This window comes from Pseudomonas sp. (genome assembly GCF_030690725.1).
Classification (GTDB): domain Bacteria; phylum Pseudomonadota; class Gammaproteobacteria; order Pseudomonadales; family Pseudomonadaceae; genus Aquipseudomonas.
Genome location: NZ_JAUYGD010000053.1, coordinates 143428 through 166818 on the forward strand (window position 1 = coordinate 143428; position 23391 = coordinate 166818).

General features: G+C 61.0%; 24 protein-coding genes. 14 read left to right on the plus strand and 10 right to left on the minus strand.

What is annotated here, in order from left to right; genetic code table 11:
- Positions 1–22: 22 nt before the first annotated feature.
- Positions 23–1222, plus strand: coding sequence for a formaldehyde dehydrogenase, glutathione-independent (gene fdhA / locus Q8O69_RS13300; protein ID WP_305592793.1), 1200 nt, complete (start codon positions 23–25; stop codon positions 1220–1222).
- A 180-nt stretch (positions 1223–1402) separates the two neighbouring features.
- Positions 1403–2434: a TMAO reductase system periplasmic protein TorT gene (torT, locus tag Q8O69_RS13305; protein WP_305592794.1), complete on the plus strand. Its 1032-nt coding sequence runs from the start codon at positions 1403–1405 to the stop codon at positions 2432–2434.
- 21 nt (positions 2435–2455) lie between these two features.
- Here the strand turns inward: torT and Q8O69_RS13310 are convergent, their stop codons facing one another.
- Complete coding sequence (locus tag Q8O69_RS13310; protein WP_305592795.1) at positions 2456–3349, minus strand: acyltransferase; 894 nt, start codon at positions 3347–3349, stop codon at positions 2456–2458.
- A gap of 181 nt (positions 3350–3530) precedes the next feature.
- Here Q8O69_RS13310 and Q8O69_RS13315 point away from each other — a divergent pair, with 181 nt between their 5' ends.
- The 6 genes from Q8O69_RS13315 to Q8O69_RS13340 all read left to right on the plus strand — a co-directional run bounded on the left by Q8O69_RS13315 (position 3531) and on the right by Q8O69_RS13340 (position 10322).
- Positions 3531–4757: an HD-GYP domain-containing protein gene (locus Q8O69_RS13315; protein WP_305592796.1), complete on the plus strand. Its 1227-nt coding sequence runs from the start codon at positions 3531–3533 to the stop codon at positions 4755–4757.
- 1627 nt (positions 4758–6384) lie between these two features.
- Positions 6385–6975 (plus strand): methyl-accepting chemotaxis protein, encoded by a 591-nt coding sequence (locus Q8O69_RS22230; RefSeq protein WP_371136136.1) that lies wholly within the window; start codon positions 6385–6387, stop codon positions 6973–6975.
- Positions 6976–7146: 171 nt separating this feature from the next.
- On the plus strand, positions 7147–7833 hold the full coding sequence (creB, locus tag Q8O69_RS13325; RefSeq protein WP_305592798.1) for a two-component system response regulator CreB: 687 nt from the start codon (positions 7147–7149) through the stop codon (positions 7831–7833).
- Positions 7833–9266 (plus strand): two-component system sensor histidine kinase CreC, encoded by a 1434-nt coding sequence (gene creC, locus Q8O69_RS13330; RefSeq protein ID WP_305592799.1) that lies wholly within the window; start codon positions 7833–7835, stop codon positions 9264–9266. Before creB ends, creC begins: the two co-directional genes overlap by 1 nt.
- A gap of 144 nt (positions 9267–9410) precedes the next feature.
- The gene (locus tag Q8O69_RS13335) at positions 9411–9848 is read left to right on the plus strand and encodes a CBS domain-containing protein (protein WP_305592800.1); all 438 of its coding nucleotides are present in this window, start codon (positions 9411–9413) and stop codon (positions 9846–9848) included.
- 27 nt (positions 9849–9875) lie between these two features.
- A complete protein-coding gene (locus Q8O69_RS13340; protein ID WP_305592801.1) occupies positions 9876–10322 on the plus strand; it encodes a GNAT family N-acetyltransferase in 447 nt (148 codons plus the stop codon).
- Here the strand turns inward: Q8O69_RS13340 and Q8O69_RS13345 are convergent.
- Positions 10319–10828, minus strand: coding sequence for a DinB family protein (locus Q8O69_RS13345; protein ID WP_305592802.1), 510 nt, complete (start codon positions 10826–10828; stop codon positions 10319–10321). The two genes, Q8O69_RS13340 and Q8O69_RS13345, sit on opposite strands and share 4 nt — an antisense overlap.
- Before the next feature lie 128 nt (positions 10829–10956).
- On the opposite strand from Q8O69_RS13345, the gene Q8O69_RS13350 reads away from it, so the two are divergent.
- Positions 10957–11109, plus strand: a complete 153-nt coding sequence (locus tag Q8O69_RS13350) for a DUF3096 domain-containing protein (RefSeq protein WP_275962302.1) — start codon at positions 10957–10959, stop codon at positions 11107–11109.
- Positions 11110–11148: 39 nt separating this feature from the next.
- Here Q8O69_RS13350 and Q8O69_RS13355 read toward each other — a convergent pair whose 3' ends face one another.
- The 6 genes from Q8O69_RS13355 to gbpA all read right to left on the minus strand — a co-directional run bounded on the left by Q8O69_RS13355 (position 11149) and on the right by gbpA (position 16957).
- Positions 11149–11490, minus strand: coding sequence for a DUF2834 domain-containing protein (locus Q8O69_RS13355; RefSeq protein ID WP_305592803.1), 342 nt, complete (start codon positions 11488–11490; stop codon positions 11149–11151).
- Positions 11491–11542: 52 nt separating this feature from the next.
- On the minus strand, positions 11543–12379 hold the full coding sequence (locus Q8O69_RS13360) for an alpha/beta fold hydrolase (RefSeq protein WP_305592804.1): 837 nt from the start codon (positions 12377–12379) through the stop codon (positions 11543–11545).
- A gap of 72 nt (positions 12380–12451) precedes the next feature.
- Positions 12452–12922 (minus strand): OsmC family protein, encoded by a 471-nt coding sequence (locus Q8O69_RS13365; RefSeq protein ID WP_305592805.1) that lies wholly within the window; start codon positions 12920–12922, stop codon positions 12452–12454.
- A gap of 31 nt (positions 12923–12953) precedes the next feature.
- Entirely contained in the window at positions 12954–13394 is a 441-nt protein-coding gene (locus tag Q8O69_RS13370; protein ID WP_305592806.1) for a DUF2628 domain-containing protein, read from the minus strand.
- 188 nt (positions 13395–13582) lie between these two features.
- Positions 13583–15145 (minus strand): S8 family serine peptidase, encoded by a 1563-nt coding sequence (locus Q8O69_RS13375; RefSeq protein ID WP_305592807.1) that lies wholly within the window; start codon positions 15143–15145, stop codon positions 13583–13585.
- A 390-nt stretch (positions 15146–15535) separates the two neighbouring features.
- Entirely contained in the window at positions 15536–16957 is a 1422-nt protein-coding gene (gene gbpA / locus Q8O69_RS13380; protein ID WP_305592808.1) for an N-acetylglucosamine-binding protein GbpA, read from the minus strand.
- Positions 16958–17214: 257 nt separating this feature from the next.
- Between gbpA and creD the strand changes: the two genes are divergently transcribed.
- The 5 genes from creD (at position 17215) to Q8O69_RS13405 (ending at position 21962) form a co-directional block, all read left to right on the plus strand.
- Positions 17215–18573 (plus strand): cell envelope integrity protein CreD, encoded by a 1359-nt coding sequence (gene creD, locus Q8O69_RS13385; protein ID WP_305592809.1) that lies wholly within the window; start codon positions 17215–17217, stop codon positions 18571–18573.
- Positions 18574–18629: 56 nt separating this feature from the next.
- Positions 18630–18935 carry a hypothetical protein gene (locus Q8O69_RS13390; protein WP_305592810.1) on the plus strand — a complete coding sequence of 102 codons (306 nt, stop codon included), beginning with the start codon at positions 18630–18632 and terminating at the stop codon, positions 18933–18935.
- A 403-nt stretch (positions 18936–19338) separates the two neighbouring features.
- Positions 19339–19599, plus strand: coding sequence for a DUF4212 domain-containing protein (locus tag Q8O69_RS13395; RefSeq protein ID WP_305592811.1), 261 nt, complete (start codon positions 19339–19341; stop codon positions 19597–19599).
- 3 nt (positions 19600–19602) lie between these two features.
- Complete coding sequence (locus Q8O69_RS13400) at positions 19603–21372, plus strand: sodium:solute symporter family protein (protein ID WP_305592812.1); 1770 nt, start codon at positions 19603–19605, stop codon at positions 21370–21372.
- An 83-nt stretch (positions 21373–21455) separates the two neighbouring features.
- Positions 21456–21962, plus strand: a complete 507-nt coding sequence (locus tag Q8O69_RS13405) for a hypothetical protein (protein WP_305592813.1) — start codon at positions 21456–21458, stop codon at positions 21960–21962.
- A gap of 79 nt (positions 21963–22041) precedes the next feature.
- Here Q8O69_RS13405 and Q8O69_RS13410 read toward each other — a convergent pair whose 3' ends face one another.
- A complete protein-coding gene (locus Q8O69_RS13410; RefSeq protein ID WP_304871183.1) occupies positions 22042–22224 on the minus strand; it encodes a hypothetical protein in 183 nt (60 codons plus the stop codon).
- Positions 22221–23351, minus strand: a complete 1131-nt coding sequence (locus Q8O69_RS13415; RefSeq protein WP_305592814.1) for a PepSY domain-containing protein — start codon at positions 23349–23351, stop codon at positions 22221–22223. The genes Q8O69_RS13410 and Q8O69_RS13415 overlap by 4 nt, the downstream gene beginning before the upstream one ends.
- Between the last annotated feature and the right edge of the window lie 40 nt (positions 23352–23391).

Below are 23391 nucleotides of genomic sequence, written 5' to 3' on the forward strand. Positions count from 1 at the left end.
CAACAAGAGAGGAGAAATACGTATGTCTGGTAATCGTGGCGTCGTCTATCTCGGCGCTGGCAAGGTCGAAGTGCAGAAAATCGACTATCCGAAAATGCAGGACCCGCGCGGTCGCAAGATCGAGCATGGGGTCATCCTGCGTGTGGTCTCCACCAATATTTGCGGCTCCGACCAGCATATGGTGCGCGGTCGTACCACGGCGCAAACCGGTCTGGTGCTGGGCCATGAGATCACCGGTGAGGTGATCGAGAAGGGCCGCGACGTGGAGAACCTGAAGATTGGTGACCTGGTCTCGGTGCCGTTCAATGTGGCCTGCGGCCGCTGCCGTTCGTGCAAGGAACAACACACCGGCGTTTGCCTGTCGGTCAATCCGGCGCGAGCCGGTGGTGCTTACGGCTATGTCGACATGGGCGACTGGACCGGAGGTCAGGCCGAATACGCCATGGTGCCGTATGCCGACTTCAACCTGCTGAAACTGCCGGATCGCGACAAGGCCATGGAGAAAATCCGCGACCTGACCTGCCTGTCCGACATTCTGCCCACCGGTTACCACGGCGCAGTGACGGCTGGCGTTGGCCCAGGCAGCACCGTGTATATCGCCGGTGCCGGCCCGGTCGGTTTGGCGGCAGCAGCTTCTGCCCGTTTGCTGGGCGCGGCGGTGGTGATTGTCGGCGACGTTAATCCGGTGCGCTTGGCTCACGCCAAGGCGGTCGGCTTCGAGATTGCTGATTTGTCCAAAGATACCCCGCTGCACGAACAGATCGCCGCGCTGCTGGGCGAGCCGGAAGTTGATTGCGCCGTCGATGCGGTGGGCTTCGAGGCTCGCGGTCATGGTCACGCAGGCGTCCAACAAGAAGCGCCGGCCACTGTACTCAACTCGCTGATGGGCGTGGTGCGGGTGGCCGGCAAGATCGGCATTCCCGGCCTCTACGTCACCGAAGATCCGGGTGCGGTGGACGCGGCGGCGAAGATCGGCTCCTTAAGCATTCGCTTCGGTCTCGGCTGGGCCAAGTCGCACAGCTTCCACACCGGCCAAACCCCGGTGATGAAGTACAACCGCGCGCTGATGCAGGCGATCATGTGGGATCGCATCAACATCGCCGAAGTGGTCGGCGTGCAGGTGATCAGCCTGGACGACGCACCGCGCGGTTACGGCGAGTTCGATGCCGGCGTGCCGAAGAAGTTTGTGATCGACCCGCACAAGATGTTTAGCGCGGCCTGATTGCCCTCAGATATACAGGCGGGCAGTTGGTGTGCCCGCCTGCAGTCGCATGCGCCGTTCCTCACCCAAGGGGCGTACCCGCTTTCTGCTTTTTTTCTGCTCCGTAAATAGAACCTGAAAAGTGGCTAGAGTAAGTGCACGGCACGGCTGTTCAGTGCCCACTTTCCAGGGCAGGACCTTATGCGGGCAATCTGCTTCACCCTATGCTGGCTTTGGATGAGTGGCCTGGCGTGGGCCACGGACTGGTACCCGGTGGAGGTGCTGGCCGATGGCGTATCGCAGCAGTACCAACCCCTGTCGCAAGCGGCTAAACCCTGGCGGGTCTGCGCATTGTTGCCGCATGGCAAGGACCGCTATTGGTGGGGCGTGGCCTGGGGGCTGGATGAGGAGGCAGCACGTCAAGGCGTGCGGCTAGGCATCTATGAAGCCGGCGGCTATGAAAACCCGCAGGTGCAAGCGCAACAGTTGCACAACTGTCAGCAGCGTAATGCCGATGCCTATGTGATTGCGGCGATCGACGCCCAGGCCCTCTGCACGACAATCGCCCAACTGCTCGAGCAGGGCAAACCGGTTATCGATCTGGTCAACGGCATCGACTGTCCGGGGCTGAGCGCCAGCTCCAGCGTGGATTTTGCCGATATGACCGGCGCCGCCCTGGCGTATATCGATAACCATCGCCCGTCGGGGCCTTTCAGCCTGGGTTGGTTACCTGGGCCGCAAGGCGCCGGTTGGGTGCTGGATTCGGAAAAGGCGCTGCGCGCAGCCGAACAGAGCAAACCGATGACCGTGCACCACGGCGGTTATGCCCCGGTGGATCGCGCCAGTCAGGCGCAACTGGTGCGCGAACTGCTAAGGCAGCATCCGCGTCTCGACTTCCTGCTGGGCAATGCTGAAGCCGCCGGCTTTGCCGCGCAGCTGGTGCAGACCTCGGGACAGAACTACCAGGCACGGGTGCTGGCCACCTACACCACTGAGCGGATCGTCGAGCAGATTCGTGATGGTTTTATTGTTGCCGCGCCCACCGACTCACCGGTGCTGCAGGCGCGCATCGCGGTGGACCTGGCGGTGCGCGCACTGGAAGGTCGCGCGCATGCACGGCGGGTCAGTCCGATGATCGAGGTGCTCGACCAGACCAGCCTGGAACAGTTCGATATGAGCCGTCTGATGCCGCCGCCTGAGCACTGGATGATTCGCCGTGAACTGCCGCAGTAGTTGAGCGGCAGCGGTGTCCGGTCAGCTGGGCTGTTCGGCGCGAATCTGCGCGATCCGCGCATCCTTGTCTTGCCACAACTTCGTCACCCAGTCCTGCACAAATTGGCGGAATACTGGGTCGTTCTCGTAGTCGCCTTGCCACAGCGCCGGGTCGAGGTCGCGGGTCTGGATATCGATGATGACCTTGTCCACCTGGCCGCTGATCAGCTCCCAGAAACCGGGAATCCGCGCGCTCGGATACACCACGGTTACGTCCAGCACGGTGTCCAACTGTTCGCCCAGTGCGGCGAGGACAAAGGCCACGCCGCCGGCTTTCGGCTTGAGCAGATGCTGATATGGCGAGCCTTGCTGCGCCTGTTTGGCCGGGGTGCAGCGGGTGCCTTCGAGGTAATTGACCACGGTCACCGGCAGGTCCTTGAACTTCTCGCAGGCACGTTTGGTGATTTCCAGGTCCTGGCCCTTGAGTTCGGGGTGCTTGGCCAGAAACGCCTTGGAGTAGCGGCGCATAAAGGGGTAATCCAGCGCCCAGAACGCCAGGCCGAGAAAGGGCACCCAGATTAGCTGCTGCTTGAGGAAGAACTTGAAGTAGGGCGTCTTGCGATTGAACGCCTGCACCAGAGCGGGGATATCGACCCACGACTGATGGTTGCTGATCACCAGGTAGGAGGTGCTCTGGCGCAGGTCGGCACTGCCGCGAATGTCCCAGTGCACCGGCAGCAGGGTGGCGAAGATCAGCTTGTTGATCTCCGCCCAGGTTTCCGCCACCCACATCACCCCGCGCGAGCTAGCGGTTTTCAGCGCCTTGCCGGGCAATACGAACTTGCCGAGGGCGATCAGCAGCAGTGGGCCGATCAGTATCAGCGTGTTGAGCAACAGCAGAATAATGACGCTAAGACCGGTCAATAGACGGCGCATGGCAACTCCTTGTGGTGCGCGAGTGGGGCAATGATAAGCAGTAGTGCTAAGGCTTCCAAGCCGCCGATCTGCGACCGATGTCTTATTGCCATCAGTCCGCCCGCGTCATAACAATGCAGGCTGATTGATCATCTACGCTGTCTGAGAGTTACTGGTTTTTGGCCTCTTTTGAGTGCAATCCATGTTGAAGTGCATCGCAGTGGCCGACGTGCGCGTCGGTATGTATATCCACGAGTTCTGTGGCGCATGGATGGACCACCCCTTCTGGAAATCCAAGTTTCTTCTCAGTTCGGAAAAAGACCTGCAGCGGATCACGGCCAGCAGCATCAGTGAGTTGTGGATTGATGTCAGCAAAGGTCTGGATGTCGAGGTTGGCACCGCCAGTGTCAGTCCTGAGGAAGTCGCTGCCCAAGCCGAGGCACGCCTGCTGGAAGCGGTGCAGAGCCCGCCCGTCAGCCTGGCGATTTCCATGGAGGATGAGGTGCAGCGTGCGGTCAAGCTCTGCGCCCGCTCCAAGGCCGCGGTGGTCAGCATGTTTGGTGATGCACGGATGGGGCAGGCGTTGCAGTTTGAGCAGGCGGGCGAGTTGGTCGAGGAAATTTCCGATTCGATCATGCGTCACCCCAATGCGCTGATCAGCCTAGCGCGGCTGAAAAACGCCGATGAATACACCTATATGCATTCGGTGGCGGTGTGCGCACTGATGATTGCCCTGGCGCGCAATCTCGGCCTCAACGAGGGCCAGGTGCGTGAGGCCGGGCTGGCCGGTTTGCTCCACGATATCGGCAAGATGGCGATTCCCAATACGGTACTGAACAAGCCGGGCAAGCTCACCGACGGCGAGTTCGCCACCGTGCGCGATCACCCCGAAGCGGGTTCGCGCATGCTGCTGGACAGTAAGCAGGTCAGCGCGCTGGTGCTGGATGTATGCCTGCATCACCACGAAAAGGTTGACGGCAGCGGTTACCCGCATCGCCTGGCCGGTGAGCAGATCAGTCTGTACGCGCGCATGGGCGCGGTGTGCGACGTGTATGACGCGATCACCTCCAATCGACCGTACAAGCAGGGTTGGGACCCTGCCGAGTCGATCCGCAAAATGGCCGAGTGGAAGGGCCATTTCGACCCTGTGGTGTTCCAGGCTTTTGTCAAAACCGTGGGCATCTACCCGGTGGGTTCGCTGGTGCGTCTGGAGAGCGGGCGTATTGGCGTGGTGATGGAGCAGCAGGCCAAGTCCTTGCTCGCGCCGAGGGTCAAGGTGTTCTTCTCGGCCAAATCGAAAACCCCGATCCCGCAGGAAATTCTCGACCTGAGCAAGCTGGTTGGGCGCGACAAGATCGTCGGTCGCGAGTCCGCCGAGGAGTGGGGCTTTCGCCATGTCGACGAACTCTGGAGCGGCGTCTCTAGCTAGGGTTTCAGCTGCGCCTCAGTCAGCAGGTCGCGCCAACCTCGGGCCAGGTAACGGGCCGTGGCCCGGTCACTCATCTATGCTCACTGCATATTGCCGCTTACAGGCACGCTGCTTGGGCGTGCTTCTTGCTTTAAGGTTTGCTTTGGCGCGCCCCTGAAGTTGGCGCGCTTCACAGGTTGAGGTGTGTATGACTGGAGTACTCAAACCGGGCGTGCGGCTGCTGGAGCGTTTCAGCTTCGCGCGCAAGTTTCAGTTGGTGTTTGTGCTGTTCGCTTTGCCGCTGGGCTTTTCGTTGTGGGTGATTGGCAGCAATTATCAGGATCGACTCAACTCCATCGACAATGAACTTGAAGGTATCAGTGCCCTGCAGGGCATGGCCGGCGTGCAGCAGGCATTGATTGAACAGCGCACGTTGCTGTCACGCTGGAAGGGCACCGAGAAAGCCGCCGAAGCGCTGCTGCGGGAACGCGCCAGCGGTCTTGGGTCAGCCTTGCAAGCGCTGGAGCAGCCGCTTAAATCCGAGCTGCTGAGTGATCAGGCACGGCAACATTTGCAAAATCTCAGCGCCGGCCAGGCCGAACTGAGTGTCGAAGTGCTGGGTAAGCTGGCTTTGCCCGATGCCCTCGAACGTTACCAAAAGAACCTGCTAGGCCTGCTCGCCTTGCGCGAACAGGTGGCCACCGACAGTGGGCTGATCCTCGATCCACATCTCGACACCTACCTGATGATGGAGCAGCTGACCTACACCTTGCCGCGCCTTCTGGAACAATTGGGCAGCTTTGCCAGCCAGGGTTATGGCGCCGTGGTGTCGCAGCATTTCACCTTGCAGAGCCGGGTGTTGATCCGCGATCTGCGGCGTAGCCTGGATGAATCGCGCAGCCAGTTGCTCAAGGCGCAATCGACCCTCGGACTTGAATCGCCGCGCGCCATGCGCCAGCTGCAAGGGCCTTACGATGAGGCGCTGCAGGGTTATGAAGCCTTCCTCGCAGGCATCGATCGCGACATGTTTGAGGCCAGCCCAATGGCCTTGACCCCGGAGCAGTTTGTGCAGCGCACCGATGCTTTGCAGGGCCAGTTGCTCGGCCTGCAGGCGGCGTTGTACCAGCAGTTTGCTGTCAGCCTCGGCGAGTACCGGCAGAACGGCCTGGTCGCGATGATCGAAGTGATTGGCGTGTTCAGCGTGCTGACCCTGCTGGCGCTGTATGTGTTGTTCTGCCTCAACGCTTCGATCCGCCGCAGCACCGCTGGGATCATCCAGGCCGCCGAAGGCCTGCGCGATGGTGACCTGCGCGTGCGCATGCAGGTGCATGGAGCGGATGATCTGGCGAGTATCGCCATGGCGCTGAATACCGCGGTTGGCCAGTTGCGCGACTCCATGCAGGGGGTCAACCAGCAGAGCCTGCAACTCGGTGGCACGGTGCAGATGCTTAACGGCGAGGCGCGCAATGCCCTGGAGTCGGTGGAGCAGCAGCAGGCGCAGATGAGCCAGATTGCCGCCGCCGCCACACAAATGGCTGCTACCGCGCAGAGCGTGGCGCAAAGTTGCGAGCAGGCTGCCGTGGAAGCCGGGCAGACCCGCGAGATTGCCGAACAGAGCAACCAGCGTAGCGCCCGCACCAGTGCCAGCATGCGTCAGCTCAGCAGCCGTCTGGGCGACAGCGCTACCACCTTGCAGCAACTGCGCACCCAGACCGAGCAGATCACCCGCGTGGTGGATGTGATCAAGGGTATTGCCGAACAGACCAACCTGCTCGCGCTCAACGCCGCCATCGAAGCGGCGCGCGCCGGTGATCAGGGCCGCGGCTTTGCCGTGGTGGCCGACGAGGTGCGTTCGCTGTCGCAGCGCACGCAGAACTCCACGGCGGAAATCGCCGAAACCGTGGCCAACCTGCATCGCGTGGTCGGCCAGTCGGTCACCCAGATGGAAGACGCCGTGCGCCAGGCCGAAGGCGATGTTGGCAGCGTGCTGGCCATGGGCGAGGACCTGAATGCCATCGTCGAGTCGGTGCAACTGGTCACCGACCGTTTGGCGCAGATCGCCACTGCCGCCGAGCAGCAGGCCGCCACGGCCGATGAGGTCAGCGGCAATATTCAGCAGGTCGACCAGGCCGCCAGTGCCTTGCTTGAAGGCGCGCAGGCGGTGAGCAACGCCGCCGAACAGCTGCGTCAGGGCAGTCAGGCGCTGGAGCAGAACACCGCACGCTTCAAACTCGACTGAGGCCCGTAGGAACGGGCTTGTCCGCGATGCGCTTGTCCATCTGAGAGTCGCTCGCTGGCATGGGCTAGGTGCCCCCGCCGCTCCTACAGGATATGCCGCCTGCGGCTCGCCCTTGACGCTGGCAGCGGCCTGCCGCAGGCTCCTCGCCGAGTTGCCACGAGCAGGACGCCCATGCCGCATATTCTGATTGTCGAAGACGAAGCCGCGATCGCCGACACCCTGATCTTCGCCCTGCAAAGCGAAGGCTTTACCACTACCTGGCTAAGCCTGGCCGAGCAGGCTCTGGCCGAACAGCAGCGCAATCCGGCCGACCTGCTGATTCTCGATGTCGGCCTGCCGGATATCAGTGGCTTCGAGGCCTGCAAGCGCCTGCGGCGGTTCTCCGAGGTGCCGGTGATTTTCCTCACCGCACGCAGCGAGGAAATCGACCGCGTGGTTGGCCTGGAAATCGGCGCCGACGACTATGTGGTCAAACCCTTTAGCCCCCGGGAAGTGGCCGCGCGGGTCAAAGCCATCCTCAAACGTATGGCGCCGCGTGAAGCGCCTGCTGAAAGCCCCGCCAGTGGCCCGTTTCAGATAGACAGCGAGCGGGTGCAAATCCACTATCACGGCCAATTGCTCAGCCTCACTCGTCACGAATTTCGTTTGCTGCAAAGCCTGCTGGCGCAACCTGAGCGGGTGTTCTCCCGTGAGCAGTTGCTTGACGGCCTGGGCGTGGCCGCCGATGTCGGCTACGAACGCACCATCGATAGCCATATCAAAAGTCTGCGCGCCAAGCTGCGTCAGGTGGCCGCTGCGGCCGAGCCGATCCAGACCCATCGCGGCCTGGGTTACAGCTACTCGCCGAGGCACGCCTGATGCCGTTGGGGATTCGCATCTTTCTGGTGTACTTCCTGTTTGTCGGGCTGGCCGGCTGGTTTGTGCTGAGTACGGTGATGGACGAAGTCCGCCCCGGCGTGCGTCAGAGCACCGAGGAAACCTTGGTGGACACCGCCAACCTGCTGGCGGAGATCCTGCGCGATGAGGTCAAGGCCGGCCGCCTGCAACAGAGCCGCCTGCCCGCCTTGTTGCAGGCCTACGGCCAGCGTCAACCGCAGGCGAAGATCTGGGGTGTGGAGAAGACTCAGGTCAACCACCGCATCTATGTCACCGACGCCAAGGGCATTGTGTTGCTCGATTCCACAGGCGCGGCGGTGGGCCAGGATTATTCGCGTTGGAACGATGTGCTGCGCACCCTGCGCGGCGAGTATGGCGCGCGCTCGACCAAGGAAGACCCGAACGATCCCGACTCTTCGGTGATGTACGTCGCCGCGCCGATCATGGACGGCGCACAGATTATCGGCGTGGTCTCGGTGGCCAAGCCCAATCGCACCTTGCAGCCCTATATCGAACGCTCAGAGCTGCGCCTGGCCTGGCTCGGCGGTGGGTTGATTGTGCTGGGCCTGTTGATCGGCGCACTGCTGTCCTGGTGGCTCAGCGCCGCGCTGCGCAAACTGACCCGCTACGCCCAGGCCGTCAGCGCCGGGCAGCGTGCCGAACTGCCCAGTGTGCGCGGCGGCGAGCTGGCGCAACTGGCCGAAGCCATTGAGCGCATGCGCACCGAGCTGGAAGGCAAGGCCTATGTCGAGCGCTATGTGCACACCCTGACCCACGAGCTGAAAAGCCCGCTGGCGGCGATTCGCGGCGCGGCGGAATTGCTCGATGGCGAGATGCCCGCGCCACAACGGCAGCGCTTCGTGGCAAACATAGAGCAAGAAAGCGCGCGTATGCAGCAACTGATCGAGCGCTTGTTGCATCTGGCCCAGGTCGAACAGCGCCAGGGGCTGGAAGAGCAGGTGGCGGTGCCATTGAGGGCGCTGGTCGACTCCCTGCTACAGGCACAGATGGCGCGTATCGAGGCCGCCGGCCTGCAGATTGAGAACCATATTGGCGCTGAATTAAGCGCGCGTGGTGAGGCCTTTCTGTTGCGTCAGGCGCTGGCCAATCTGCTGGATAATGCCCTGGATTTCACTCCGCCAGGCGGACTGATCTGCTTTAACGCCCAGGCCCTTGGCGGGCAGATTGAACTGCGACTGTTTAACCAGGGCGAGTCGATTCCCGATTACGCCCTTGCGCGCCTGAGTGAGCGTTTCTACTCCCTGCCGCGCCCCGGTAGCGGGCGTAAGAGCACCGGTTTGGGGCTGAATTTTGTCGAGGAAGTGATGCAGCTGCACGGCGGCGCATTGCACATCGGCAATGTCGACGGCGGGGTAGAGGCGCGGCTCGGTCTGCCGCTATTTCAGGGCAACTGAAACGCTGCTTGGCACCGACCTTGCTGGCCTGCAATGGTTGCGCTGAACCCGCGCAGATGCTCTGATCGGGTCTCGGGTTGGCCCTCAACGGCCGCCTCGCGCACTATCCTCAATGCCAATAAGAAACAGAGCAGGAGCCACTGCATGAAAACAGTTGCCGAGATCCTTCGCGCCAAGCCACAGGCCGCCGTGTATAGCGTGAGCCCAGGCACTTCGGTGCTGGATGCAATCAAGTTGATGGCCGAGAAAGGCATTGGCGCACTGGTGGTGCTGGATGACAAAGGCCGCCTGGCCGGCATCGTCAGCGAGCGTGACTACGCGCGCAAAGTTGCACTGCTGGAGCGCTCCGCATTCAGTGCGATGATCAGCGAAATTATGACAGCAGATGTCATAACTGTCGGCCCGCGTGACACCTCGCAGCACTGCATGCAACTGATGACCGACCGCCACCTGCGCCATTTGCCGGTATTGGCCGAAGGCGAATTGATCGGCCTGCTGTCGATTGGTGACCTGGTCAAACACACCATCGCCGAACAGGCCAGCCTGATCCAGCAACTGGAACAGTACATTCGCGGCGAGTAAGGCCGCGCACGCAACAGGGATAGGTTGATGGACATCCGTAGTGTCGGGGCCGGCGAGCTGGATGCGCTGCTCGCCTTGTATGAGCATTTACATCCTGATGATCAACCGCTGCCCGCGCGCGATCAGGTTGAAGCGGTGTGGCAGGCGATCATCGCCAACCCCGCCCAGCAGTGTTTTGGCCTGTACCGCGATGCGCAGCTGGTGGCCAGCTGCAGCATAAACCTGGTAGCTAATCTGACGCGCGGGTGTAGACCCTTTGCCCTGATCGAAAACGTGGTGACCCACAGTGAGCATCGTGGGCGCGGCTACGGTCAGGCGTTGTTAGCTCATGCCCAGGCGTTTGCCTGGGGCCAGGGCTGCTACAAGGTGATGTTGATGACCAGCAGCAAGGACCCAGCAACCCTGCGTTTCTATGAGGCCGCCGGGTTTGATCGGCATGACAAACGAGCCTTTATCGCCAAGCCGCCGGCTTAGCTCGCTTCGCGGCGCTGCGGCTGATCCTGATGCAGAAAGCGCGTGTAGATATCCCGCGGTGGCGCCAGTTGCAGTTGCGCCATGATCCGGCCGACCGCGCCACGGTGGTAGCCGCCGTGGGTGACGATATGCGCGAGCATTTCTTCGCGGCTCATGCCGCCGGCATCACCATCGACGAAATTGAAACTCAGGCGCTCGGCCAACTGCTCGGCGCTTAGCCCCGCAACATAATCCAGATACCAGCGATCAGTGTCCTGCACCGCCTGATGCAGCGCCTCCAGCGTGGGCGTTTCCGGGGTGTTGGTGGCGCTGTAGCTGTGGTTGATGCTTTGCAGGTTGGCGACAAAGACCCGCTCAACCACATAGATGTGATTGAGGATACGTAAGGCGGCGTGCAGCTCGCTTTGCTGGGTAATCGGGTCAAGGCGTTGCAGCTCAGCAAAGAGTTCCTGGTTGGCCCAGGCCTTGTACTGTAGCAGTGAGGTTAACAAGCTGGCGGTGCTCATAAAGGGCCTTCAATACGCAGGTTGGCTAAACAGGCTGATGGGTTGATTACGGCTCGACCGCTGGATAGTGCTGTGCGCTTTGGGCGTGGCGCGCATACTGGCGGTTCAATAACTCTCAGGTGACGATTATGACCCTTGCCCTTACTCCACTGATTTCGCTGATCGCCGGTATTCTGATTCTGGTAATGCCGCGTTTGCTGAACTACATCGTGGCAATTTATCTGATCGTGATTGGTCTGGTCGGCATCTTCGGCACCGGCAATTTCAATCTGAGCTTTTAAGCGTTGAGTAGCCCGGTTTCTCCGGGCTGCTCCGTCCACTCAGGCTGTAGTTGAGGCGCTATCCTGTGGCGCTTTGCTACCTGTATCGAGGGTCTTGAGCACTAGGTACAGCAGCGGGCCGATCGATACAAGCAGCGCAGTCAGGGCAAAGAACGGCAGCAGGTAGGCCAGCGACTTGCCCCGTGCGCGGCCGTCGCGGTACATCCAGATGCAGGCCAGTGCCGCGAGGATGTAGAGGTCGATCACCACCTGGGCGGTGTCGGCGCTAGACATCAGCTGCATACCGAATTGCAGCAGCGATTGCTGCGCATGCAACATCACATAAAGCGTGTAGGCGCTGAACGCCAGCAAGGTGATCAGGGGCAGTGCGAGCTTTTTCATGATGTCGTCCTTGGGGCGTTTTAAGTCGAAGCGTCTGCGCTTTATGGCGTTATCACTCGGCCGCTCGGGTTGCTGAGGTACTGAGCTGTACTGCCGCCATTACGGCTTCAGCGTTCTCCAGCAGGCAGGAGTAATGCGCTTGTTCGGCGCCACGGGTCACCGCGTTGGCATTGCGCAGATGCTCCTGCAGGTAAATGGACATGGCAATGGGCGCCCAGTTATCTGCGGCGCCATGCCACAGGCTGACTGCCGCCGTGACGTTATCCAACTCTGCAGCCCAGGGCTCGACGTAGAGTTTTACGTCGCGCACATAGCTGCGAGTCCCATGCTTGAAACACGCGCGCTGAATATCTGCCAGCCATGCCTGGGTGTCGGCCTGGCGCAACAGTTCGGGGTCTTTGCCGCTAGCACCGGCGAACAGTAGGTTCAGCAACAGGCGCGGGCCGATCTTCACTAACAGCGCCTGATACCAGGCAAAGGCCCGGAAAAGCCTTGGATAATGCTGCGCCCAAAGGAAGGTATAACGCCCCGCGCCCATGCCGACGCTATTGCTGGGGATTTCCAGCGGCGCGGCAGCGGAGAGCAGGTACACCTCAGCCACCCGCTCACTCAACAGCGCGGCGACACGTAACGCCAGGCAGGCACCGATGGAAAAGCCAAGCAGGCGAATCGGCTGGCCAGCTGCGTTATCACTGATCTGTTGCGCCAGTTGTTGCAGATAGGCCGCGCTGCTGAGTTCGCCCGGCAGGTTGCGCTCTACCACCAGCAGCTTGATGCCGTGCGCCAATGCCGCCTGATGCAGCATCGCCGCCTCAACCGCCGCGCCCGGTACACCATGGAAATAAAACACTGGCTGCCCATCGGGACAGCCGTATGCAGTTGGATTCACGCCTTATCCCCTAGCATCAGCCGTTATGGTTAAACCGCATCTTCTGTCGGAGTCGATGTGGCCTGTGTGGCGTTACTCGCTAAACCGCGGTTCGCAGCGCACTTCGGACTTCACCGAGTTGGCGATAAAGCACTCTTCATGTGCCTGGTGGTGCATCTGCTCAATCTGTTCGTGGCTGGGCACGCGCTCACCAGAAAAACTGACCGCAGGGCGCAGGGTGACCTGGGCGATAAACAGCTTGCCGGCAGCGTTCGCCTGCATCAGCCCGCTGGCATTGTCACGGTAGTCATCGACGCAGAAGCGACGCTTGGCGGCGATGGAGAGAAACCACAGCATGTGGCAGCTGGCGAGTGAGGCGACAAAGGCCTCCTCGGGATCGACGGCGCTTGCATCCGACATCGGCAGCGGCACCACATGCGGTGAGGACGAGCCGGCAACCTCCAGGCCGCCATCAAACCGCAGCAGATGTTTGCGGCTGTAACGGTTGCCGAGAAAGTCCTGCTCACCGCGTTGCCAGATCACCTCAGCGACATACTCCGTCACGTCATTCTCCTGATGCTGTTGAGTTGGGCGCTTACCACCAGCCGTTATCGTTCAGCAGCATCTTCTTGTAGTAATCGATATTGGCGCGCGTGGCGAATACCGCGCTGATGCCATAGCCCAGGGCGTTGGCGATTTTGCTGTAACCGAGGTAGTCCAGGCCGATGCCGAGGATGATCACCACCACTGCGCAGACCAGAAACAGTGCCAGGCCCTTTTTCCACATGCCCTTGATGGCGTAGTAGATCGGCCCGAAGAAGAACGCCAGAAAGTTGAAACTGAAGGCCTTGCGCCGCTCCTCGGCGGGCAGCTGCTTGAACTTGGGCATTTTGATGCCGCCGGCATGATGGATCGCGCTAAAGCGCTGCTTCCATTTATCCGAGATAGGTAGCGCGGCGATCTGCTCGTCGGATACCAGTGATTCTGCGTCGGCGACGCTGGCTTGCGGGGTGGCGTAGGGGTTGTGCTGGGTCATGGCCGTTCATCCTTAATTGGCGATCAGCGGCACGCTACGCATTTCTGTAAATACTGTCCATTTGCGCCGGGATGATTTGCGCAATCTTGTGATCTTTTCAGCGTCGCTCCATGCGCGCTTGGCTGAGGCATTGATAGCTGTACAGGGCGAGAGGCCCCGGGCAGTTGCCTGCCTCGGGGCCGGGCGAATTACTCGTAGCGCCAGTAGAGGGTCACGCCGGAGAAGCTGGAATAGCCCCGTACACCGATATGCCAGGTGCCGGCTGCAGGGTTTTCCTGAGTGCAGGTTTCCTGGTTGCCGTCGAGGTAGGGGCGGCAGGTCCATTGGCTGGTGGTGGGTTGGCTGCCCAGGCGGGTGTAAAGGTCGGCATCACCGCTGCCGCCACTGATTCTTACCGTCAGACGCTGGGCTCCGCTTGGCACGACCACGTTGTAACGCACCCAGGCGTCCCGCGCGCCGGAGAGGTTGGGGTAGGTCTGTTCCTCGCCATTGCCGCCACCCGTGGCATCACAGCCGCGCTGGGCGATCAGGTCGCTGGCCCGTTTGGCTTTGACGATACCGTAGCCGTAGTAGGGGTCGCGGCCTGCAGTGCCACGGTCTTCGGCGGTGCTGTTGATTACCTTGCGAATCTGCGCAGGGGTGCATTGGCGGTGCTGACTCCACACCAGGGCGTAGACCGCTGACACATGCGGCGTGGCCATCGAGGTGCCGTTGTAGTTCGCATAGTTGTTGCCAGGCAGGGTGGAGCGCACGCCAACGCCGGGAGCGGCGACTTCGACCTGATTGTTGTATTGCGAAAACGAGGCACGATTGCCGCTGCTGTCGACCGCCGCGACCGATACGACCGAGTCGTAGGAGGCGGGGTAGGAGAGGGTGCTCGTGCCACTGTTGCCGGCAGCTGCGACGACCAGCACACCATTCTGGTAAGCCGCATCCATGGCATTGCGCTCGGTTACCGACGAGGCGCCGCCGCCCAGGCTCATGCTGATCACCGTCGAGCCAGCCGCGCGGCACTGCTGGATGGCCATCACCAGATCAGAGCCATAAGCCCAGCTGCCGCTATTGTTGAATACCTTGACGATATGTAGACCGAGATTGCCCGACGGGCTGACGCCGACCACGCCAAGGTTGTTGCCACCCAGCGCGGCGATGGTGCCGGCGACGTGGGTGCCATGGCCATTACCATCCTCGTACCAGTTGCCACTGTTGACGCTGCCATAGCCGTCATTGCCGGTGATACCTGCCGAGGGAAGGTCCTGATGGCCGAGGTCATAGCCGGAGTCGACGATGCACACCTTCATATTGGAAATGGCGTTATCGGGCAGCAGATCGGCCTGCACCATGGGAATGCCATAGGGCACTTGTTCAGCCATCAGGTAGCGGCGCGGGTCGAGTTCGACATACTCGATTGCCGGGTTGGCCTGCAGCTGTTTGAGTTGCGCCGGGTTCAGGTGCGCCACGCTGGCGGCCTGACTGTCCAGGTGCATCAGCGGTTGTACCTGCGCCTGGCTGAGCAGGCGCTGGGCGGCGCGGCTTTCGAATTGGCCGGCGCTCAGGGGTTGCGACTGGTTGGACTGGCTCATCGGTGAAGGCGACAATTCCTTGTACTTGATGATGTAGCGCGGCGACTGTTGGTCGTCGACGGCGATCTGCGCCTGGGCCGCGAAGCTGGGTTTTTCGTCAGCCTGGGCGTAGGCCCAGCCTGCGCTGACTAACAGTAGTAAGGCAGTGGTGCGTTGAAATCCTTGCATGGTTATCTCCAGATTGTTTGCCGCGTAGTGCAGCTGCCAGAACCCTAGGAGACTGTGCTGAAAAGCCAAGGCCGTTCGTCGTTTTTTATCTATAAAAAATAAATAAAATCAATTATTTAAGTCGATATTGAGCCGGCCTTTCGGATGCCCAAAAGGGGATGTGAAACGCTGCTGCTGACACCTGGCCCAGGGCTGCGGTTACACCGGCACGGGGAGGGTGGTGATACGCGCAACGCTGGCGGCTAGGGGCTATACGTCAGTGCCTGGGCATACCTGTGGCTCCACATAGACGAACGCCAAGGCGCAGTGCATGCGCCTGTGCCGTACGTATTCTCAGGGGGTATAGGGTGGCCGCGCCGGCCAAACCGCTTGGCGGGCGCGGCGCTTATCTCAGTCGGCTATCCAGGCGTCTTGCCAATGGCTGCCGATACCGGGCTCGAACTGGGTCGAGGCGGCTGACCATTGCGAGCAATAGCCACTCTGAGGAAAGGGACGACACTGATACAGCTGTCCCGTCTTGGGTTGCAGCACCCGCGTGCCGGCTGTGTAACTGCGCAGGCCATCCGGGAAGCTGAAGTCGTAGCTGGCGCTGCCGTCGTCTGCGACAAACATCATGTCGAAGGTTTTCTGCAGCACCTGCTCGCTGCCGGTCACCTTGGCGCTGACCACCAATTGGTGATGGCCGGGCGCAGGGTTCTCGACATTGATGCTCATTGGCTGACTGCCGTTGGCCAGTTCGGTGGCGGCAAAGCCTTTGGCATTGCCGCCGTGATCGTAGACGTAGCTGCTGATCTGCAGCGCGCCCACGGCGGTGACGTTGAACTCGAGGCGCAGCTGGCCGCCACGGATGCGATAGCTGGGCTGCAGGCCATCCACCAGCAGGTCGTGGTCCGGTGCAGGGGCTTTGTCGATCTGCAACTCGATGCGCTGGATGCCGCTGTCGGCGCGGGCAAACAGGCTGTTCTGGCCGTACACCGGCTGAATTGCGCCATCGCTGCCGCGCTGGCCGGCCTTGAGCTGGCTCTGCTGCTGGTTGATGCGGCTGGCCAGCAGGTAGGTCCACTGGTTGCGTTGGCCCTGCTCGCTGGTTTCAACCTGCAGCCGCGTCTGCAAGTCACTGCGTTCGCCGCTGGTATCAAAGACCCGGGTCATCGCCTGATCGCCGACTTGCAGATCCACCGAGGGGTAGAGCATGCCCTTGGCTTGCCAGGCGGATGGATCGGGAGGCGTTGTCACATCGCCGAACAGCACATCCATCACGTTGTAGAAACTCATCGGCGTATCGCCCACTTCCCACACGCCGAGGATCACCTGGTAACCCTCGCGCGGCGGTACATCGCAGTTATGGGTGACCTCCTGCGGCGGCTGTTGCATGCCGCCATCGACCACGCAGAAGGGTACGAGCTCGAACGCGGCGCGGTTTAACGGCTGATTGGCCAGCCAGTCAGGGCGGGTGATGTAGTAGCGCCAGTTGCGCGTGACATGGTTGGCGGTAAAGCGCCAGGTGAAATTCGTCGGCCCTGCAGTGATTGGGCGCTTGGCCCAGCGGCTGACGGTCTGTTCATTGAGGGGGGAGAACTGCGCCAAGCCGGCGCTGGCGATCTGGCCATCGGCAGGGCCGTTTTGCGGGAAGCCGGAGTAGCCTTCCAGGCTTTGCGGTTCCCATTGCACGGCACCGCACTGGCTGTTTTCACCCAGCTTGCACAGATAGCCGCGTGCTTCAGGTTGTTTGATATAGCCGTGGGCGGATACGTTGCCGCTACCCAGCATTAATAGTGCGCTGACCGCGCAAATCCATTGGCGCTTATGCATGACAGTCCCTTCTCAGATTGGATAAATCTTGGTGAAGCCGTTTACCGGTCGCCTTGTGAGCAACAAGTGAGTTAGCACTCTAGTGCAGAAAACTCTGGCTTCCAGTGGAATGGACGAACGGTCGCAGGCATGTGCGAGCAAGCCGCTCGTGCGCATGTGGCCGATAAGTCTCCACACACTCTCCATCTGCCCTCCATAAAGCCACCACCTACGCCGCCCAGACTCTGCCCACCTAAACCGTATCGGAGAGTTGCACCATGAGCCGCATTCTGGGTTTCAAGCTGGGCGCTATTGCCCTGCTGATTTTGTTATTGCTGGTCCCGCTGTCGATGATCGGCGGGCTGGTGAGCGAGCGGCAGTATCAGCGCGCCGAGGTGCTGCAGGACATCGCGCGCAGTTCCAGCTACCGCCAGCAGCTCACCGGGCCGATTCTGGTGATGCCTTACACCAAGGTGTGGAACCAGTGGAAAACCCACGCCAAGACCGGCGAGCGTTACCTGGAAGAGCAGAAGAGCCGCGGCCGTTTGTACTTTCTGCCGGAGCGCTTTGTGCTTAATGGCCATGTTTCCACCGAGGAGCGTGCGCGCGGTATCTACAAGGCGCTGCTGTACCGCAGCGACAACCAGATCAGTGGCGCATTCAAGCTGCCGGCGCGCCTGGGGCTGGGTGATGAGCTGGGTCTGTATCAGTTTGACCGGCCCTTCCTCTCGGTCGGTATCAGCGATATCCGCGGCATCAGCAATGACCTGCAGTTGCGCTTCAACGGCATGAACCTGAGCTTTGCCCCTGGCAGCGCCGAGGAGCGTTTCGGCGCCGGTGTGCATGCACCGCTGCCGGCACTGGATACCCAGGGTGGGCAAGTGCTGGAGTTCGCTTTCGATCTGAAACTGCAGGGCACCGAGCAGCTGAGCATCACCCCGGTAGGCCGTGACAGCCGGGTCGAGCTGACCTCCGGCTGGCCGCATCCGAGCTTTGTTGGTGAATACCTGCCGAGCAGTCGTGAGGTGTCGGCCAAGGGCTTCAAGGCGCTGTGGCAGACCAGCTTCTTCGCCACCAACCTGGAAGAGGCGCTGGCCGATTGCGTACGTGGGGAAAGCTGCAATGCGCTGACCGCGCGCAACTTCGGCGTGAGCTTTGTCGACCCGGTGGACCAGTACCTGAAGACCGAGCGGGCGATCAAGTATGCCCTGCTATTTATCGGCCTGACCTTCGCCGTGTTCTTCCTCTTTGAAGTGCTCAAACGCATGGCCGTGCACCCGGTGCAGTACGCCCTGGTGGGCATGTCGCTGGCGCTGTTTTACCTGTTGCTGCTGTCGCTGTCCGAGCACCTGAGTTTTGCCCTGGCTTACGGCATTGCGGCGACCGCCTGCGTGCTGCTGATCGGCTTCTACGTCAGTTACGTGCTGCACAGCGCCCTACGTGGTGCGGGCTTCGGCACCTTGCTGGCGCTGCTCTACGGCATGTTGTTCGGCCTGCTCGGGGCTGAGGACTACGCCCTGCTGATGGGCTCGGTACTGGTGTTCGGCGTGCTCGCCGGGGTGATGGTGCTGACCCGCAAACTCGACTGGTACGGCGTCGGCCGTCTGCCACTGGCCAGCCCAGCCAGCGACCTTTGACCAATAGCGGCGCCGGCCCAGCCAGCGCCGCTTTTTTACCTGTGTAGGAGTTGAGCATGATGCGTTTATTGATGCAGTTCTCTGCTTGTTTCGCCTTGGGGCTGGCGGTGGCCTTTATGGTGCTTCTGGGCCTGATGTTCTGCGGCCAGTTTGACCTGATCAAAGGCCTGCAGCTGACCGGCCAGCCCCTGGCGCAGTTGAGCCTGGTGCTGTTGCCAGAGGCGTTATGGGAGAGCCTGACCGGCCTGGCCAACGCCCCGCAGAACCTTGAGGTGCAGTCCTTTCTCAGCCTGTGCACGGCGCTTGGCCAGATCGGCCTGCTGCTGGCCGCCGGCTTCTTCCGCTTGTGGTATGTGCGATGAGCGGGCATATCGGTTTACGCGAAGAGTCGCGTGCCGGGCATTTGCTGGCGCGGCGGATTGCGCGGTTGTTTGCCGCTGCAGCGAACCAACAAGCACAGCGTGCAGCGGGCAAGCCTGGAGCGGTTGGTGATGTGCTTGTGCGGTCGGGATAACGGCGGGCTTGAGGGGCGTGGTGCAGGTGTTGTTCGAGGGCGTTTAGCGGGGCGCAGCTGTTATGTCATTCGACTAACGTCCTAGTGTTGACCGTTGGCCTGTCGCTGGTTTGCCTAACATATTGTTATATATAGATAAAAATTGTCTTCCGGGGTGCGCTCAGGCAGCTAATACCAATGTCTATCTGTCGGCCCTAATGGCCTGCTGCTAGCTTGAGGGTGCATGAGAATAACAATAACCGGAGGAGTTTATGACTTCTGAACAAGCTAACGCTGCAGCGTACTGGAAGGCGAATGTTCGGCTGATTACCTGGAGCCTGATTGTCTGGGCCCTGGTGTCTTACGGCTTCGCCATACTTCTTCGACCGATGCTGGCAGGTATTTCTGTCGGTGGTACTGACCTTGGTTTCTGGTTCGCCCAGCAAGGTTCGATCATTACCTTTGTCGTGATCATTTTCTTTTACGCCTGGAAAATGAACAAACTCGATAAACAATTCGGTGTCGAGGAATAATCCATGAGCCAGTTTGTAATCAATATGCTGTTTGTGGGCGCTTCCTTCGCGCTCTACTTCGGCATCGCTGTCTGGGCACGCGCCGGCTCGACTAAAGAGTTTTATGTCGCCGGCGGTGGTGTTCACCCCGTCACCAACGGCATGGCAACTGCAGCCGACTGGATGTCTGCGGCGTCGTTTATTTCCATGGCGGGCCTGATCGCCGCCGGTGGTTATGCCAACTCAACCTTCCTGATGGGCTGGACCGGTGGCTATGTGCTGCTGGCCATGCTGCTGGCGCCGTACCTGCGCAAATTCGGCAAGTTCACTGTGCCGGACTTTATCGGTGATCGCTTCTACAGCAACGGTGCACGTCTGGCCGCAGTGGTCTGCCTGATCATCATCTGCGTCACCTACGTGATCGGCCAGATGGCCGGTGCTGGCGTGGCGTTCTCGCGCTTCCTTGAAGTGAGCAACTCCACCGGTATCTGGATCGCGGCTGGCGTGGTGTTCTGCTACGCGGTGTTCGGCGGGATGAAGGGCATTACCTACACCCAGGTGGCGCAGTACGTGGTGCTGATCATTGCCTATACCATTCCTGCGGTGTTTATCTCCCTGCAACTGACCGGCAATCCGATTCCGATGTTCGGCATGTTCAGCGAGCACACTGAGTCAGGCGTGCCGCTGCTGCAGAAACTCAATGAAGTTGTGGCTGGGCTGGGCTTTACCGACTACACCGCCGATGTCACCAACAAGCTGAACATGGTGCTCTTCACCATGTCGCTGATGATTGGTACGGCCGGTCTGCCGCACGTCATCATTCGCTTCTTCACCGTGCCGAAAGTCGCCGACGCGCGTTGGTCGGCTGGCTGGACTCTGGTGTTTATCTCCCTGCTCTATCTCACCGCGCCTGCTGTGGCCTCCATGGCACGCCTGAACCTGATGACCACGGTTTATCCGCAGGGTGTTGAAGCACCAGCACTGGCCTATGAAGAGCGTCCTGAGTGGGTGAAAACCTGGGAAACTACTGGTCTGATCAAGTGGGAAGACAAGAACGCTGACGGTCGCATCCAGCTGTACAACGATGCCGCGCCTGCCTTCACCCCGACCGCCGAAACACGCGGCTGGAAAGGCAACGAGCTGACCGTGAACAACGACATCCTGGTACTGGCTAACCCGGAAATCGCCAACCTGCCGGGCTGGGTTATCGGCCTGATTGCAGCGGGTGCCATTGCTGCCGCGTTGTCCACTGCTGCCGGTCTGTTGCTGGCTATTTCCTCGGCGGTGAGTCATGACCTGATCAAGAACATGATCAATCCGAAAATCAGCGAGAAGGGGGAAATGCTCGCCGCGCGGATCTCCATGGGGGTCGCGATTCTGCTGGCCACTTGGCTGGGGCTCAATCCGCCAGGCTTTGCTGCGCAGGTGGTGGCGTTGGCCTTCGGCATCGCCGCGGCCACGCTGTTCCCGGCGCTGATGATGGGCATCTTCTCCAAGCGGGTAAACGACAAGGGTGCGATTGCCGGCATGCTGGTCGGTCTGGTGTTCACCGTCGTTTACATCTTCCTGTACCTGGGCTGGTTCTTTATCCCTGGTACTGCGACCTTCGCCAACACCCCGGATAACTGGATGTTCGGCATCTCGCCGCTGTCCATCGGTACTGTGGGTGCTCTGATCAACTTCGCGGTTGCCTACGGCGTGTCGCTGGTCAGCGTTGCACCGCCGAAGGAGATTCAGGAATTGGTGGAAAGCGTACGTACTCCCAAAGGTGCTGGTGGCGCATTGAGCCACTAAGCATAATCCCCCCGATCATCTTTGATCAGGGTCTTACCAGCGGGCCTCCTTAGGAGGCCCGTTTGATTTTCGGGAGTCAGTCAATGTTGTGGACAATACTTGCCATCGTGGTGTCGGGGCTGGGGGCGGCTGGTATTGCCATGCTGCTGCGCAAACTGACGCGCAACCGCTTGCCCAAGTGGATCATTCCGGCGTTTGGCGGTTTGGGCATGCTGAGTTACCAGATTTATTACGAGTACTCCTGGTTCGACCACCAGCTGCAGCGTCAGCCGGCGGAGTCGGTGCTGGTAGCCAGCGAAAACGGCGAGGTGTTCTGGCGGCCCTGGACGTTTTACTGGCCGATGACCAAGGCTTTCACCGTGCTCGACAGCAAAAGCGTGCAGCGCCAGGAGACAGAGGCGGGCGTGATCAGTGCCTTTAACCTCTACCGCTTTGAAAAGCAGCACGTCGACCACGTCAGCCATCAGGCGCATCTGCTTAATTGCACCACGGCAGAACTGCTGCCTTTGGACGCAGACCAAAAGCCGCTGCTGGATCAGTTGAAGGTCGTAGCTAAAGAGGATGCGCTCTACCGGCAGGTTTGCCAGTAGTAGGCCGCAGCACCGACACCGATTCCCCTCGCGAATACATACAGGTTGCCGACTGGCTCGCCCTGATCCCTTTACGGGTTTACGGGCGCCGGGTTTGGCTGCGCTGCAGCAACGGCCAGCAACCAAGTACGGCTGGTAGGCCGAGGCCAAGCCAGGCCACGGCATCCCAGCCACCATCACCCAATAGCGCACTGATCAGGCCGATGGCGCTGAGCAGGCCGATCAGCAGCGGCAAGGCGAAGGTCGATTGGCGCCAGTTCATGCTGTTGCCTCCGTGCGCTCACGCGTTGTAGCTGCGGTGCGCCGGCGTACCCACCAGAGGTACAGGCCGCTGCCTAGCACGATGATGGTCAGCACATCCAGCACCGCCCAGAGCACTTTCATCGGCATGCCGCCGTAGTCACCAAAGTGCAGCGGCTGCGACATCGACAGCGCATCCATATACCAGGGCCGTTGGCCGATGGCGGTGACGTCCAGGCTGCGTGCATCGATCAGCACCGGTGTCCACAGGTGGGCGGTGAGGTGCGTGTTGCCTTTCATAAATACGCTGTAGTGGTGCTCGCTGGAAAAACGCGTACCGGGGAAGGCGATAAAGTCCGGCTGCATTTCCGGCGTGGCCTGCGCGGCAATCGTCAGCACCTGATTGACGGGCGCACGCTCGGTCAGCGGCGGCGCATCGCGGTACGGCGCGACCATCGCCGCCAGGGCTTCGGTGCGCCAGGCGCTGATCAGCAAGTCGGCGCAGGCGCTGATTACCCCGGTTACACCGACCACCAGCGCCCAGGTCAGGGTGACGATGCCGATCAGGTTGTGCAGGTCGAGCCAGCGTGTGCGGGTGGCTTTCTCCCGGCGCACTTCGGCGAATTTCAGTCGGCGCATAAACGGCGCATAGAGCACCACGCCGGAGATGATCGCGACCACGAACAGCAGGCCCATAAACGCCAGCAACAGCTTGCCCGGCAGGCCGGCGAACATGTCCACGTGCAAACGCAGAATGACCATCAGCAGGCCGCCGTTGGCCGCTGGCATTTCAATCGCCTCGCCGCTGCGCGCATCGAGCATAAAGGTGTGCGAGGAGTTCGGCTCGGTGCCGGCGGTGGCGGCGGTAATCGCCACCACGCCGTTGGGTTCGTCGTCCTCGAAACCGAAGTACTGCACCACTTCGCCCGGGCGATAACGCTCGGCGGCCTCGACCAGCTGTTGCAGGCTCAGATGCGGGGTTTCGGCCGGCAGCTCACGCAGTTCTGGCGCTTCGCCGAGCAGGTGCTCCAGCTCATGGTGAAAGATCAGCGGCAGACCGGTCAGGGCCAGCATCAGCAGAAACAGGGTGCAGATCAGACTGGTCCAGGTGTGCACCTGGGACCAGCGGCGGATGGTGGTGGCTTTCATCGGCATATCCAGAAATGCCTACGCCGCCCGGTATGGCGGC